The 14,507-nt window shown below is 67.8% G+C and carries 11 protein-coding genes; 5 read left to right on the forward strand and 6 right to left on the reverse strand.

Annotated features, from left to right (window positions below):
* The first annotated feature begins 41 nt into the window (after nt 1-41).
* Genes NA11_RS22930 through NA11_RS22945 form a run of 4 tightly spaced genes read left to right on the forward strand, consistent with a single transcriptional unit; the run spans nt 42 to nt 3,139 of the window.
* Nucleotides 42-482, forward strand: a complete 441-nt coding sequence (locus NA11_RS22930; RefSeq protein WP_084654979.1) for a hypothetical protein — start codon at nt 42-44, stop codon at nt 480-482.
* On the forward strand, nt 475-1,800 hold the full coding sequence (locus tag NA11_RS22935) for a WXG100 family type VII secretion target (protein ID WP_141717778.1): 1,326 nt from the start codon (nt 475-477) through the stop codon (nt 1,798-1,800). The genes NA11_RS22930 and NA11_RS22935 overlap by 8 nt, the downstream gene beginning before the upstream one ends.
* On the forward strand, nt 1,797-2,567 hold the full coding sequence (locus NA11_RS22940) for an ESX secretion-associated protein EspG (RefSeq protein WP_069164052.1): 771 nt from the start codon (nt 1,797-1,799) through the stop codon (nt 2,565-2,567). The genes NA11_RS22935 and NA11_RS22940 overlap by 4 nt, the downstream gene beginning before the upstream one ends.
* A 47-nt stretch (nt 2,568-2,614) precedes the next feature.
* Nucleotides 2,615-3,139: a gamma carbonic anhydrase family protein gene (locus NA11_RS22945; protein ID WP_069164028.1), complete on the forward strand. Its 525-nt coding sequence runs from the start codon at nt 2,615-2,617 to the stop codon at nt 3,137-3,139.
* A gap of 19 nt (nt 3,140-3,158) precedes the next feature.
* Here NA11_RS22945 and NA11_RS22950 read toward each other — a convergent pair whose 3' ends face one another.
* On the reverse strand, nt 3,159-3,782 hold the full coding sequence (locus NA11_RS22950; protein ID WP_069164029.1) for a phosphoribosyltransferase: 624 nt from the start codon (nt 3,780-3,782) through the stop codon (nt 3,159-3,161).
* Between the two features lie 126 nt (nt 3,783-3,908).
* A complete protein-coding gene (locus NA11_RS22955) occupies nt 3,909-4,757 on the reverse strand; it encodes a carbon-nitrogen hydrolase family protein (RefSeq protein WP_069164030.1) in 849 nt (282 codons plus the stop codon).
* A 133-nt stretch (nt 4,758-4,890) separates the two neighbouring features.
* Between NA11_RS22955 and NA11_RS22960 the strand changes: the two genes are divergently transcribed.
* On the forward strand, nt 4,891-6,183 hold the full coding sequence (locus NA11_RS22960; protein ID WP_218023368.1) for an aminotransferase class V-fold PLP-dependent enzyme: 1,293 nt from the start codon (nt 4,891-4,893) through the stop codon (nt 6,181-6,183).
* On the opposite strand, the gene NA11_RS22965 is transcribed toward NA11_RS22960, so the two are convergent.
* The 4 genes from NA11_RS22965 to NA11_RS22980 form a co-directional block, all read right to left on the reverse strand.
* A complete protein-coding gene (locus NA11_RS22965; RefSeq protein ID WP_245746084.1) occupies nt 6,077-9,466 on the reverse strand; it encodes an AAA domain-containing protein in 3,390 nt (1,129 codons plus the stop codon). The two genes, NA11_RS22960 and NA11_RS22965, sit on opposite strands and share 107 nt — an antisense overlap.
* A gap of 115 nt (nt 9,467-9,581) precedes the next feature.
* Nucleotides 9,582-11,372, reverse strand: coding sequence for a DEAD/DEAH box helicase (locus NA11_RS22970; RefSeq protein ID WP_069164032.1), 1,791 nt, complete (start codon nt 11,370-11,372; stop codon nt 9,582-9,584).
* Nucleotides 11,373-11,851: 479 nt separating this feature from the next.
* Nucleotides 11,852-12,649 carry a PP2C family serine/threonine-protein phosphatase gene (locus NA11_RS22975; protein WP_069164033.1) on the reverse strand — a complete coding sequence of 266 codons (798 nt, stop codon included), beginning with the start codon at nt 12,647-12,649 and terminating at the stop codon, nt 11,852-11,854.
* The gene (locus NA11_RS22980) at nt 12,646-13,479 is read right to left on the reverse strand and encodes a sigma-70 RNA polymerase sigma factor region 4 domain-containing protein (RefSeq protein WP_069164034.1); all 834 of its coding nucleotides are present in this window, start codon (nt 13,477-13,479) and stop codon (nt 12,646-12,648) included. Before NA11_RS22980 ends, NA11_RS22975 begins: the two co-directional genes overlap by 4 nt.
* Nucleotides 13,480-14,507 lie beyond the last annotated feature (1,028 nt).

The raw sequence follows: 14,507 nt of genomic DNA on the forward strand, positions 1-14,507 counted from the left end.
CGAGGCCGAAGGTGCCACAGACAAGGAAGGGGGACGGCGAGGTGCCATCGAACGAGAACGCTACTGGCGTCGGGAGCCCGGATCTCTCGATCGTCGCCGCGCCCGGCGTCACCGCCGCCGCGCTGCACAAGGCCGTCGATGAAGGCGCGGTGTGGATCGACGGCATGCTGGTCGCCGACGGTGTGCACGAGCGCTGTGCGCGGCGCTACGAGGAACTCGCCGATCAGGTCGAGGCACAGATCAAGGTGCTCAACGACGCGGCGGCGCTGCCTGGGTTCGGCGGGTTCGCCTCCGGTGACGCACTGCGCGCCGGATTCGAGAACAAGGCGCACGGCGCGATGACCCGATTGTGGGAGTACGCCGAAGCCGCCAGAGAACTCGCCATCACCTTCCGCGCCGCGGCGGCCGCGTACAAGCGGACCGACCAGGCGCTGGCGTCGGCGGTCGATCGGATCGACGTGGCGGGAGTGCCGCATGCGTAAATTGCCGAGGAACGCTGATGGGTCCCTGCAGCGGCGGACCGACCCCGCGTACGCGCCGACCGTCGAGATCTTCGACAACATGCCCCACAAGGTCATCCACGACAAGGTCCAGCTGCTGAAGCCGTCGGTGCTCGCCAGCGGACAGCAGGCCTGGGGCGACTCGGCGGCCGGGCTGGCCGACGCGGTATCCCAGGCGCACACCGAGATTCGGGCCGCCATCGCGGACGGCTGGCGCGGCAGCGGTGCGCACCGCGCGGCCGAGGCGGTGCGGTCGTTCGAGGAAACCGGGCAGGAACTCGCGGACGTGCTCGCGGTCGTTTCGCAACGGCTCGGCCGAGCCGGTGACGCGGCCGAGGCGCTGCGGTCCGCCGTGTCCGCGCCGCCTGCGACCGCACTCGATCTGGGTGCGGCCCTGCTGGATCCGACCCAGGCCACCACCAATGCCTCGGATCAGAAGACGGCCGAGCACAGCCGCCAGGATGTCGTGCGCGCGATGAACGACATCTACACCGGCGTGTTCATCCCGACCGGCACCGACGTGCCCGCGTTCCCCGACCAGCAGGCCGGTGACCCGCAGGCCGCGCCGAGCGGATCGCCTGCCGCGAAGCTCGCCGGACCTGGCCTCGGCACGGAAACGCCACTGACACAGCAGGTTCCGCTCGGGACAGGCGCAGCGGGCAGCCAGCCCGCTGCCGCCGCGACAACCACCGAGGAGCGGATCGCCGCCGAGCAGCCTGCCACCGACACCGAGGAACCCGCGGCCGTCGCCCCGGCGAGCAGCCCCGTCGTTCCCGACATCGGTGCGCCCTCGACACCCGCACTCTCCCCCGTCACCGTGGCGGCCGCGACGGAGTCCGCGCTGTCGACGACACCGGCGGCAACCCAGGCTCCGAGCACACCCGCCGCGGCAACGCCGGCGACACCGATGACCACCCCGGCCTCCACTCCGCAGGTCAGCGTGCCGACCATGCCTGGAACGACCGGTACCGCCACCGCCGACGAACAACGCAAGCGCGACGAGCAACGGCGCGCGACTCAGCACAGCAGCAGCGACGCGGTCACCGGACTCGGCGCCGGCGCGATGGGCGGCCTGATGGGCGGGGCCATCGCAGCGGGCGACACCCCGCGAGCGGGTTCCAGTGTGGCCGCGAACGCGGCGACCGCCCGCCCCGCGCAGTACGACGACGAGGAGGACGACGATTTCCTCTTCGACGACCTCCCCACCTATCTCGAACCCTCCGACAACGGCGGTGAGTTGATCGGCGCGATCGATCCGACCACGCCGCCGGTGCTCGGCGAGTGGACCGAGCTGGAGTGAACTGGACGCTGACGCCGGACCAGTTCGCACTCGCGTGGGCGCGTACCGATGGTGATCGGATGCCCTATCCGCTGGCCGTCCGGTTGTCCGCGCGCGACAGCGTCGAGCGAGACGCGCAACTGCCCGCGCTGACCGCCTGGTGCGATCAGGTGCTCGACGCAGATCTGGAGGCGGCGCTGCGCGTGCTCGCGGCGCCGGAGCTGCGCATCGAGGTCTACGGCGAACGCGAACCGGGCCAGGAGCCGAACGCGGTGGTCCGGCCGGTGCGGGTGCTCGGCGCGGCGGCAGGCAATGTCGCGGTGGTCGCCGCACAACGCCCCGGCGCGACGCCGGACCGCGGCGGTGACATCCGGCTGTTCGTCGGCAGCGTGAAAAGCCTGACCGCGCGGGTTGTTTCGATGCTGCCCGAGTATCCGCCAGGCACCGTCCCGCGCTTGACCGCGCCGCTGGCCAGGGTCGTCGAGGACAGCAGGGACCTGGTGACCGTGCCGGTGGCCGGGCCGACGGTGCCCGCGCGCATCCGCAGGCTGCTGCGCCAGCCGAGGGACGGCATCGGCCAGTTGGTGGTGTCGGCCAGGCAGGCCAACGGCGAGCTGCGTCCGTTCGGGGTGTTCTGCTGGATCGACGTGAGCGACGACGGCCGCTACTCGGTGCGCACCGGCGCCAACGTCGATATCGTCCCGGTGTCCGCGCACGGCTTCATCGCACAGCTGCGCCCGATGGTGACCGCGGCCGAGCGCACCATCGCCTACGCCGATCGCTGGTAGACACACGGATCGAACCGCCGTGCGCGGCTGGGGTTTACGGTGTATCAATGCCACTCTACGAATTCGAAGGCAAACGGCCTCAGGTCGATCCGACCGCGTTCATCGCGCCGACCGCGACCCTGATCGGTGACGTGCGGGTCGAGGCGGGCGCGTCGATCTGGTACGGCGCGGTGCTGCGCGCGGACCTGGCGCCGATCACCATCCGCGAGCGCGCCAACATCCAGGACAACGCGGTGCTGCACGTGCCGCCGGACGTGCCGATGGAGATCGGCCCCGGCGCGACCATCGCGCACAGCGTGGTGTTCCATGGCGCGTCCGTCGGTGCGGAAGCCATTGTCGGCAATGGCAGCACGGTGCTCGATATGGCGAAGATCGGCGCGGGCACCATGATCGCCGCGCACTCGCTGGTGCAGCCCGGCACCGAAATTCCCGACGGTGTGCTCGCCGCAGGTGCGCCCGCGGAGGTCAAGCGCTCCATCGAAGGCACCCAGGCGCAGATGTGGATTCAGCTCAACCCCGGCTTCTACGCCGAACTGGCCCAACGACACCGCAAGGGCATCACGGAGGTCTGAGCCACCGCGTCAACCACATTCACGCGAGCAATGCCGTGACTTCGTCATCCTCGAGCTGATGAAAGTCCTCGTAGACGGTGCCGACGCCGCCGAGCGTGCGCGGCACCAGCGGGCAGATCACCTGATCCGCTTCGGCGGCAACCCTGCGCAACGCCTCGGCCGACGACACCGGCACCGCGACCACGAGACGCACGGGCTGATACAGCCGGGCGACCCGGCACGCGACCACCACGGTCGCGCCGGTCGCCATGCCGTCATCGACGATCACGACGTCGCGCCCGTCCAACGGAATCGGCTTGGTGTCGCCGCGCCACACCAGCCTGCGCCGCTCCAGCTCCGCGCGCTCGACGTCCTCGATCTCGGCGAACTCCTGCGGCGTTATCCCGATGTGCGCCAACACGTCTTGATTGAGCACCCGGACCCCGCCCTCACCGATGGCGCCCATCGCCAGCTCCGGCTGCCACGGCACCCCGAGCTTGCGGACCAGCAGAATGTCGAGGTCGCCACCGATGATCTCGCGCGCCGCGGCGGCCACCGGAACGCCGCCGCGTGGCAGACCGAGCAGCAGCGGGTAGGTCGCGTGCAGGTTTTCCAGATGCCCACCCAGCGCGCGACCGGCCGAGGCCCGATCGGTGTAGATCATCCATCAAAACGCTACGCCCACCCGCCACCCGACCACCACCCCTCATGGAGTCGCTACACGACGCTGACACACCCGTCTCCCGACCACCACCCCCATCGAGTCGCTACGCGACGCTGGCCAACCCGGTCAAATGCGCTCTGTGATCGCGAATCGGCGCAACGCGAGACTGGGGTTGGTCGTGCGAATCTCGGCGAGCCGCGCCAGATCAATGCTCGCGGTCAGCACACCGGGCTCGTCGCCGAGTTCGGCGAGCACCGCACCGGTGGGATCGATGAGCATCGAGGCGCCTGCACCCCGCGGCGCCGCCTGATCGGCGGCGGCCACGTACACGGTGTTCTCGATGGCCCTGGCACGCAACAGCGTCGTCCACTGATCCACCTTGGCGGGTCCGGGAATCCACTGGGCGGGCAACACGAGCACCTGCGCGCCCGCGGTGGCCACCCGGCGGATGCCTTCGGGGAAGCGAAGATCGAAACAGGTCTGCATGCCGAATGTCACACCTTCGACGACGAATATGGCGGGCGTCTCTATCGGGCCTGCCGCGACCACGTCCGATTCGCGGTGTCCGAAGGCGTCGTACAGATGCACCTTCCGATAGACCGTGCCGAGGTTTCCGTCGGGTCCGAGCACCACGAGTGTGTTGTGAATCCTGCTGTCGTCACCCTCGACCCGTTCGACCATTCCGGCGACCAGATGGACGCCGAATTCGCGGGCGATCGCACCCAATCCGGTGACGAACGGCCCGGTAAGCGGTTCGGCGACGGCCACAACACGCTCGTCGAGCCTGCCGACGGCAAACATCGAGTATTCGGGCGCGACGACCACCGCGGCACCCCGCTCGCCTGCCACGCGCGCGTGCTCGCGCAGCGCCGACAGATTGGCCGAAGGGTCGGTGCCCGGCGCGAACTGGACGACCGCCACGTCCAGCTGGTTCGGTGCCTGCGGCTGATTCGGAGCAGAGCCATCCAGTTGCATACGTCTCACCGTATTGGGGCGGTGGCCAGCCAAGCCACCTGACCGGGATATCCGGAACAAGTGGACGTAGTGACCGGTTGTGTCGTACGCTCGATCAAGTGGACATAGCGTCCACTTGATTGGAGGGTGCGGGATGACCGCGACAAGCGCCACGTCCACGACCGCCGCGACTCCTCTTGTCCGGGAACATTTTCCGGTCACCAAGCGGTGGACCTACTTGAATCACGCGGGCATCTGCCCACTGCCGCAGCCTGCGGTCGAGGCGATGCACCGGCATGCCACCGAGGTGTCGCTGGACGGCGAGTTCAGTTATGCCGCGCACGCCGCCGAGATCGAACGGATTCGGGCGGCGTCCGGTCGCCTCATGGGGGTGCCGTCCACCGACGTCGCGTTCGTCAAGAACACGACCACCGGGCTCGGGATGATCGCCAACGGGCTGGAGTGGGCGGCCGGTGATCGAATTGTGGTGCCGGACTTGGAGTTTCCTTCCACGCTTTATCCATGGTTGGCGCTGGCCGACCGGGGTGTCGTGGTAGACCGAGTGCAGCCGGAAGGCGACAGCGGCAAGCTCACCGTCGAGGCGTTCGTCGCACGGATCAACGCGGGGCCCGCGCCGAAACTGGTGGTCACCAGCTGGGTGCAGTTCGGCCGCGGCTGGCGGGTCGACCTGGCCGAACTGGGCCGCGTCTGCCGCGAGGCAGGGGCGTTGCTGTGCGTCGACGTCATTCAGGCACTCGGCGTGATCCCGGCCGAATTGGATTCCTGGGGTGTCGATTTCGCGATGGCGGACGGGCACAAGTGGCTGCTCGGACCCGAGGGCTGCGGCGTGCTGTACGTGCGCGGGTCCAAACTGGACCTGTTGCGGCCGTTGGAGCCGGGGTGGAACTCGGTGGTGCACCGCGAGGAGTGGGACAACCTCGACCTGGTCTTCGACGACACCGCACGCAGGCTGGAGGGCGGGATGCCGAATGTGACCGGCATTGCCGCGCTGGGCGCCTCGATCGATCTGCTGCTCGCGGCGGGGGTTCCGGCGATCTGGTCGCACGTCGATCGGTTGTGTGAACTCGCGTGCACGCGGCTGACGGCGATCGGTGCGACCGTGCTGTCGGACCGCTCCGCCGCCGGACGGTCGGGGATCGTGTCGGTGCAGATCGACGGCGAGCCGATCCCGTTGCTGGCCGAGAAGTTACGGGCCGAAGGCATCGCGGTGTCCGCGCGCGGGCGGGCTGCGGATCTCGCCGCACGGATACAACACCGAGCAGGACATCGAGCGGTTGGTCGACGCGATTGCCGCGTTGACCCGAGGCTGACCACGCGGCTCAGCGGCCGTTGCGTCCCGCCGTCGACAGGCCGAGAAACCCTGCCAGCTCGGGCAATTCGTCCGGGCAGGCGGGCAGGTATTCGCCGAGCAGCGGCGAGCGGATGATGATCGCCTTCCACATGGCGCGGCACAGCGCCGCGTGAATCAGTGCGCGGGACAACAGGAACGGCATGCCGTACGGCGCGTCGGCGGGGCTGGAGGTGGTCATCGACAGCAGCACAACGGCGGCCTCCCTGCCGCGGAACCGATCCGGGGTGCCGACGAGCACGTCCTCGATCCGCGCCCTGGCGAGCAGCGTGCGGATCCGGCCGACCTGTGCCGCGTACGGCGCGACCACGAAGATGTCGTGCGGATGCAGCCGCCGGGTCATCGCGCCGACGGTCCAGTTCATGGCGAGCAGGGCACGCACCCGTCGCACCACTTCCCGCGCCTCGGCCGCGGATTCGGTGGCGTTGCCGTGATGGGGGACGAGGACGGTGCTCACGCCAGGCTCCTCGCCGTCCAGTTCCCGTGCGAGCGTGACGGTTTCGTTGGCGCGCAGGCGCCCGTCGTAGTAGAGCCGGGAGACCGGATCGCACACCTTGGGATGCATTCGCCAGGTGCGGTCCAGGACATAGCCGCGTGCACCGGGCAGGGTGTGCCTGCCCTCGGCGAGCCAGCCGAGCACCGATTCGCCGACCGGTTCCGGATGGGCGCTGTGCGTTGCCGGCGGCGCCGGATCGCCGAGCAGCAACAGATTTCGCGCGCTGACCCCGACCGCGACGGCGTCGGCCAGCGGGAACCGGCCCGCGTCGGCGATCACCAGCAGATCGAGCGCCTCCCGGCCGACCATGTCTTCGTTCGTGAAATCCGTTGGGGTGCCGCCGAGCACACAGCCGCTGATCGCGTTGTCCAGGAAACGCGCGTACCGGCCCGCGTCGATGACCGCCCATTCCGGCGCCACCGCCTCGACGTCCTTCTTCGCCACCAGTTCCGGAAGCACGCCGACCCGCACGACCGCGTCGAGCAGGTTCTCGACGGTCGAATGCGATTGCCCGACAATGCCGATCCGCCACTTGTCCTTGGTGACGAGCCGCTCCAGCACCCTGGCGGCGGTGGTGGTCTTGCCGGTGCCTGAGGGTCCCTGCACCGCGAGATAGGAGTCGTCCAGGTCACGCACCGCCGCGGTGATGGCGGCGGCGTGGTCGCCGTGCACCTCGGGCAGGTCGGTGCCGGTGCGCAGCCGGGGCGCGCGGCGGGCGAGCAGGTCGAACACGGCGCCCGCCGGGATGTCCGGCAGCGCGACGAGCAGCTGCTGTGCGGCGAATTCGACCGCGATCTCGGCATTTTCGTCCCAGGCAGGCAGCCCTGGCGCGATCGCGGTGGGGAGTTCGTCGTAGGGTTCGCAGCCGTCGGGCAGCAGTTCTTCCAGCCGGACCGCGTCGTCGAATTCGGCGTCGACCGAGCAGCCGAGCACGGTCGCGACGGCGGTGGCGCGGCGCCCGACGGCGGTGACCATGCCCGCGGCCGCGGGGCGATCGTAGAAGGTGTAGACGGTGGCGCCCGGGGTGAGCACGGTCGCCGGTCCCGGCCCGCCGCTGCTCCACCGGGAACCGATCCGGCCGGTCAGCGTGACGTAGCGCCGCATGGTCGGACGGTCGGGGCTGCGATGCCATTTGGTGTCGACGGTGCCCCATTCGGCGACCAATACCCCTGGCGCGTCCGCCCATTCGTCGACTGGGTGGCTTAGCCGGTCGACGTGCGCCCACCAGAGCGGCTGCCGCTCGCGCCGGTGGTAGCCGAGCGCCGCGGCGAGCACCGCGGCGGTATGCCCCGGTTCCGCCTGCGCCGCGGCATATTCGGCGAGCGCCGCCTCGAACGAGGACGGCCGTGACGGCGGCGCCGGTTCTGGTTCGTCCGGTCCCGGCACCTGACACCACGAGCCCGTGCGCTCGAGGGTCACCGCCTGCGGGTCGATGCGCTGCTCCGCGGCCCGGTCGAGCAGCCAGTCGCGCAGCCGAAGCACGGTCAGGCAATCCCGTTCGGTGGCAGGCGAATGCGCCGCGCCGGGTAGCAGCCGGGCCAGCCTGCTCAACCGGTACGAGCGCTCCCCGACGATCAGCGCGTTGCGCACGATCGGATACAGATCCACCAGCACGCCGTCGCACAGCAGCTCGTCGACGATCTCCTCGCCGACGCCACTGCTGCCCGAACACCGAAGCAGCGCGGTCCGCACCGCCGAGGTGTAGTGGTAGACGTGCATGTCCGGATACATCCGGCGGCGCTGGACGAGATAGTCGAGCACTTCCGTCAGCGCACGCCGCTGTCCGTCTGCCTCGCTGTCCGCATCACCGTCGGTGCCGAACGGTGACCGGAAGGTCAGGTGCACGGTGCCAGGCCCGCCGACATCGACGGCCAGCGGGGTGCGCACGCCCCCGTCGACGGTGAGCGAAAGATCGCCTGGTGAGGGCGGCGGCAGCGCGCCTAGCGCAATCGGATCGACCAGGCTGTGGGTCGGCTGGCCGGAATCCTCCCTGCGCAGCTGGATTTCGGCTTGGCGGCGCAGCGCGGCGAAGCTGCGTGGCGGCACGCCACGCACGGTGCTCTCGGTGCCGACCAGCCGATCGATGGTGCTCACGCCTGCTTCCCGCAGCCGAGCCCTTGTCGTTGTCGACATCCCCGCGACCAGCAGCAGATCCCGCGCGGCCGCAAGGGCGGTCGTGCACGTCCCACAGCGCCCGCACGCGAGATAGCGGGGATCGCCCCACTGCACGGGTAGCAACTCGCTGAGCTTCTCGTCCAGGATGCGTTCCACCCGGCGCCTGCGCGCGCGGTACACCGGGACCAGATCGCTGAGCGCGTAGGCGGTGTTGTCCTCGCCGAGGTGCAGCCGGATCAGCGGGCCGGTCAACGATCCGCTGTGGTCGACCGCGTCGGCACAGGCCGCGAGTTCCAGTGCGACACCGACCCGATCGGCCCTGCTGTGCGCGGTGCCGTGTGCGGTGTAGCGGACGCGATGGCCCGCCCGCACCAGGAAATCGCAGGAGCAGTCGAAGGTCCCGTCGAAGAAGGTCGCACCGTGGATCACGTGCGCACCGGCCCGCAATGCCGCGATGGTCTCGGCGTGCGCCGCGGTCAGCGCGTCGATGCGCGCCTTCGGGCCGTCCGACTTGTGCTGCGGGCGTTGGATCTCCACCATCGCGCTGCCGAATCGGTCCCTGAAGTCGCTGATTCTGCGGTCCAGCCCGTCATCGAACCAGGTCCGCGGCGCGGGAGCCCATTCGGCGGTGGTTTCCGGGTCGGCCGCGAGGGTCCCCAGTTCGGTGTCGAGGGCGCGAAGCAGCGCGAATTCACAACGCGCCGCGCGCACGAGGTCGACGGCGGAGCAGACGACACGATCACCGAACACGAACAAACGCGGCCCTCCTGTGTCTTGCGGGACACCCGCTGCCGTTAGCGCTGCATTACGCACCGGACGGCAACACTGTAGCTAGCCCGCCTGACCTCGGTGAACCCTCCCCGGTTCAGGAGCGTGGCTTACGCCGTTCCGGTCGCTTCGCCGGCGCGCCCTCGCGGCGCGGGCCGCGGGTGAACGAGCGCCCTCCCGGCGGACCCTGGTCCGGCGTCAGCTGGATGAGCACGCCGCTGATCCTGGTGCGCCGCAACGCTTCCAGCGTCTCCGGCGGCAGATCGGCGGGCAACTCGACGAGGCTGTGGTCGGGCCGGATGCTGATGTGCCCGAAGTCGCTGCGCCGCAGGCCGCCCTCGTTGGCGATGGCGCCGACGATCGCGCCGGGCACCACCCGGTGCCGCTTGCCGACGCTGATCCGATAGGTCGCGAGTTCGGCGCCGGTGCCCCGATGGTGCTGGCCGAAGCCGGACCGATCGTCGTCACCTTCGAAGCGACGCGCGCGCTCCGGGCGTTCCCTGCGTTCGCGCACCGGCTCCGGCGGTTCGGGCTGCATCAGGAAGTTGTCGCCGTCGCGGGACAGCACCGCGAGCGCCGCCGCGATGTCGACGAGCGGAATGTCGTGCTCGCGTTCGTAATCCTCGATCAGCCTGCGGAACAGCGCGAGGTTCGACGAGGCGAGGTTCTCGGTGATGGCGTCGCCGAACTTGGCGACTCGCTGCGCGTTGACGTCGTCGACGCTCGGCAGCTGCATCTCGGTCAGCGGATGCCTGGTGGCCCGCTCGATCGACTTGAGCAGGTGCCGTTCGCGCGGCGCGACGAAAAGCAGTGCCTCGCCGCTGCGCCCGGCCCGGCCGGTACGGCCGATGCGGTGCACGTAGGACTCGGTGTCGTGCGGGATGTCGTAGTTGACCACGTGCGAGATGCGGTCGACGTCGAGTCCGCGCGCGGCGACATCGGTGGCGACCAGGATGTCCAGCGCGCCGGACTTGAGCTGCCCGATGGTGCGCTCGCGCTGGTTCTGCGCGATGTCGCCGTTGATCGCGGCCGCGGAAAAGCCCCTGGCGCGCAGCTTTTCGGCGAGCTCCTCGGTGGCCTGCTTGGTGCGGACGAAGATGATCATCGCCTCGAACGACTCGACCTCGAGCACCCTGGTCAACGCGTCCAGCTTGCGCTGATGCGAGACCTGCACCCAGCGCTGGGTGATGTTGGTTGCGGTCGAGGTCTTCGACTTGACGGTGATCTCGACCGGCTTGTTCAGGTACTGCTTGGAGATCTTGCGGATCGCCGCGGGCATGGTCGCCGAGAACAGCGCGACCTGCTTGGTCGACGGGGTGTCCTTGAGGATGCGCTCGACGTCCTCCTGGAAGCCCATCTTCAGCATCTCGTCGGCCTCGTCGAGCACCAGATACTTCAGCTGCGACAGGTCGAGCGTGCCCTTCTCCAGGTGATCGATCACCCGGCCGGGAGTGCCGACCACGACGTGCGCGCCGCGGCGCAGGCCGGACAGCTGCACGCCGTAGGCCTGGCCGCCGTAGATCGGCAGCACATGCAGCCCGGGAATATGCGTGGCATAGCGGCCGAATGCCTCGGCCACCTGGATCGCGAGCTCGCGGGTCGGCGCGAGCACCAGGGCCTGTGGAAGTTTGCCGGAGGTTTCGAGACCCATCAGGATCGGGATCGCGAACGCCGCGGTCTTGCCGGTGCCGGTCTGCGCGAGACCCACCACATCGGCGCCTTCGAGCAGCGGCGGAATCGTCGCAGCCTGGATCGGCGACGGCGACTCGTAGCCCACATCGGCGATGGCCGCGAGCACGCGGTCATCGATGCCGAGATCGGCGAAGGTCGGGCCGTCGGTGTCCCTGTCGTTGTCGCCAGGAACGCTGTCGACCTGATTGGTACTCATTGACCAGGAGTTTACTGGGTTCTCTTCCTCCGGGTTACGTCGCCATCCTGGTCAGACCGATCACACCTGGCTGGAGTGGATTAGCGGTTCTCCAAAGGTCCGGGGGGCTCTGTAGGGTTCCCGCGGAAATTCGTAGAGATTCCGTAGCGGCAGCGGGGCAGCCGACGGCTTCCATGCTGCGGGCGGCACTTGGTCTGAGCAGGCGTTGATGGGCTCCCTCTGATGACTGCTCGACCCGGTCGAGGGCGACTTGTGGCAGTTGCCGTCGCAAGAATGAGCTGTGATTCGCCGGATCTCGCCATCGGGCGTTCCCGAAGGCCCATCGGCGTGTCGCAATCTCGACACGCCGACGAGCTTCAGTTGCTAGCTACCGCATTGCAATCCATGCCGAGTGACCAGCATCACCGGAAATCTTGGCCATATATGCACGCGAGACCACGGATCAGTCGATCCGGGGTCTTCTTTGTATCCATACCAACTCAGACCCCGACCGCGTGGGCGACGACGATCGACTTGTCGTCGTGTCGCTTGGAACGTGGCTGTAGCTGCCCACAAGGATCGACCTCCGCTTCCCATTCCTGGCATCGAGCCAGGAGGCGAGTCAGGCCAGGGGTGTCCATCTGTGCGACTTCAGCCCACGAAATGCTCAAGGGGCGAAGAGGGTTCGATGCACCGTCTGTTGCGAGCACAATCCAGTCGATCTCCTGAAGCCGATAGTTGGCAACGATCGCATGGTCGGCCGCGGAAGGGTCGGCCTCCGCGATCCAGTAGCCGTCCGGTCGGTTACGACGTTCGCGTTGGCGGCGCTGCAACGACCGCAACAAGCTGTAATGGTGCTGGTCGTACCCACTCCCGGAGGCCAGCCTCTCTCTGTACCGCTCAGACTCCGGCAAGTTCAGTTCCGCCATGCGTCTGTCAGTGATCAGGTCATGGGAACCGTCACGCCCAACCACAACAGGCGAGTCGCCGAGTACGAGCAAATCTGCGGTCCCCTGGTTCGTGCGGAGGACCGACACTGTGCTGGACGGCGCCTGGCCCGGCTGAAGCCGCAGCACGCTCGCCGTTGCTGCGATGGCGTCGGACAAGATCGTCCGAAGATCCTGGCTGCTGTCGAGTCGGCGGTTGAGTTCCTCGGCGAGTACGTCGACGTAGGCACTCGCTGAAGGCATATCCGGATCGAACGCGGTTGCTCCATCCAGCAGGACAACACCATTCGCAGCCACCAGCACCCGGTCATCACCCGACCGCGCTGGCAGTTGTGCAGTGGAGATGTTCATGCGCGGTCCGAGTAGGGACCGGCGATCAGCCTGGTATCGATGACAGTGAAATCCGCAGTGAAGTCGCATTCGACCACGCCGCTGATGAAGGTTGATGACGGCTCGAACACCTCGGCTAGGTTCAGATCGAGCCAGCGTGCAACTCCGAGTGATCCCACGCTCGTGACGCCAGCGATATGTACGACGATTCGACCGCCGTCTTGTCGTCGTGAGAAGTATCCGACATCGGTTCGCGTCGCACTGTCGCGGCGATAGGGTGAGATGTAGTGCTGGCTGGTCCGCGAGTCTGCGATCGACCACCCGTCTTCGTCGGTCCGTCGGAAACTAAGGACTGGGTCGTCGCTGAGCAGGGAGCGTGCGATTGGAGCAGACTTCGGCCCGCAGATGACGACCACATCCCCGGCGGGAAGCTCCGCGAAATCTCGATCGATCGCAAATCGGCTACTGGACAAAGCAAGTCGCCCAGTCGTTGCTTCGATTGCTTCTTGCGTAGCCTGATCGGCGGCGTCGAAGAACGGCCGTTCGCGGCCCTCCTCGAACCCGAACCGTCGAGGGATTCCAATTGCGATCGGACCGACGCCAAAGAAGGCGCGTTCGGCACGCGGTGCTTCACTTCGGATCTGGGTGATCCGCCCTTTCGTGATGCCGAGCCGCTCGGCGATCTCGACGTAGCTCATCCCGGAACGGTTGGCTTCCTCGATCGCAGCCTTCCGGAGTCGCGCCAGCTCTGTCACGCGCTGCTGGTACCTGATCATCAACTCCGAGGCTCGCTGACCACGGCGGATAGGGTCCGGGTCGTTCCGGACCTGTTCGAAGTCATCCGCAGTCACGGCTCCGAGTTTAGAGGCGCTTGACGCTGTTTTCCGGCAGGCGTAGCCTCGGGTTTATCCCCCCTAAACTCGACTTCGGACATCTTCGACTTGGAGTTTAGGGGGGCTAAACCACAGGCTGTCAGTTACCGCCGCGACCAGGGGGTCCCGATCAATGCCTGACAAGAAGCTCACCGTCGAACGGATCGAAGAGCGGCTCGAACGAGAGAAACGCTTGGCTCGTGACATCGGTTGTCCGACAACGGAATTGCCGACCGTCGACAACAGCTACACGCCCGTATGGTCGTGTCGCGCCGACCCAGGGCCGATGACAACCGAGCAAGCCCATTTAGCGATGCAAGTGCACCTGGAGTGCAGCGTGGACAGGTGCCGAGTTCGCCGACGTGCCAGATGCAAGCTTGTCAAGGAGCGCCGGATGGTTCTCGACGAGCGGGCAGAGCCGTGATGAACGTCGAGTCGTCTCCGCACCAGGAAGAGCCGGACTTTCATCTGGCTATCACGTTGCGGGGCGAGCGTTGGACTTCACCGCGCACCTTCGCCCGGCGTTGTTTCCGTCGAGGAGCAGCGCAGGCGCTCTTGTTTCGATCAGGTCGACGTAATCCCCAGCATCGCAACAGGTTTGCATCGACTACTGAACGAACGACTTGCGCCTTGACCACGACAGCGCGCCGCGGACCGGTTCGAATCCGAGTCGAGAGGGCCCCAAATGACCTCGACGCACCACACTAGAGACCCGCCGCTTCGGATTCGATACTGGAGCAACGTATTTCGATAGCGGCCTTGGTCGATCGATGTCAGACTTGGGACGCTCCAAGCGACACCCTCTAGGGTTTCGATGCAGCCCGGGGGTTGTCTGAATCGCGGACACGACCGTGTCCGATTACGCCTGGATTCCTAGGGGGGAATCATGCGGAACATCATCCGTCCGTTCGCGACTGCGTTCATAGTCGCTGCACTCGCCCTCGGTGCCGGTTCTGCCGAACTCGTAGCACCTGCGCAAGCAACTCCGTCCACTACGCACGGACCGT

This window comes from Nocardia altamirensis NBRC 108246 (assembly GCF_001612685.1).
GTDB lineage: Bacteria > Actinomycetota > Actinomycetes > Mycobacteriales > Mycobacteriaceae > Nocardia > Nocardia altamirensis.

Bases quoted from the DNA above. Each gene is read 5' to 3' on its own strand.
- NA11_RS22975 (WP_069164033.1), bottom strand. From the start codon at position 12,649: ATGAACATCTCCACTGCACAACTGCCAGCGCGGTCGGGTGATGACCGG.
- NA11_RS22935 (WP_141717778.1), top strand. From the start codon at position 475: ATGCGTAAATTGCCGAGGAACGCTGATGGGTCCCTGCAGCGGCGGACC.
- NA11_RS22970 (WP_069164032.1), bottom strand. From the start codon at position 11,372: ATGAGTACCAATCAGGTCGACAGCGTTCCTGGCGACAACGACAGGGAC.
- NA11_RS22960 (WP_218023368.1), top strand. From the start codon at position 4,891: ATGACCGCGACAAGCGCCACGTCCACGACCGCCGCGACTCCTCTTGTC.
- NA11_RS22950 (WP_069164029.1), bottom strand. From the start codon at position 3,782: ATGATCTACACCGATCGGGCCTCGGCCGGTCGCGCGCTGGGTGGGCAT.
- NA11_RS22945 (WP_069164028.1), top strand. From the start codon at position 2,615: ATGCCACTCTACGAATTCGAAGGCAAACGGCCTCAGGTCGATCCGACC.
- NA11_RS22955 (WP_069164030.1), bottom strand. From the start codon at position 4,757: ATGCAACTGGATGGCTCTGCTCCGAATCAGCCGCAGGCACCGAACCAG.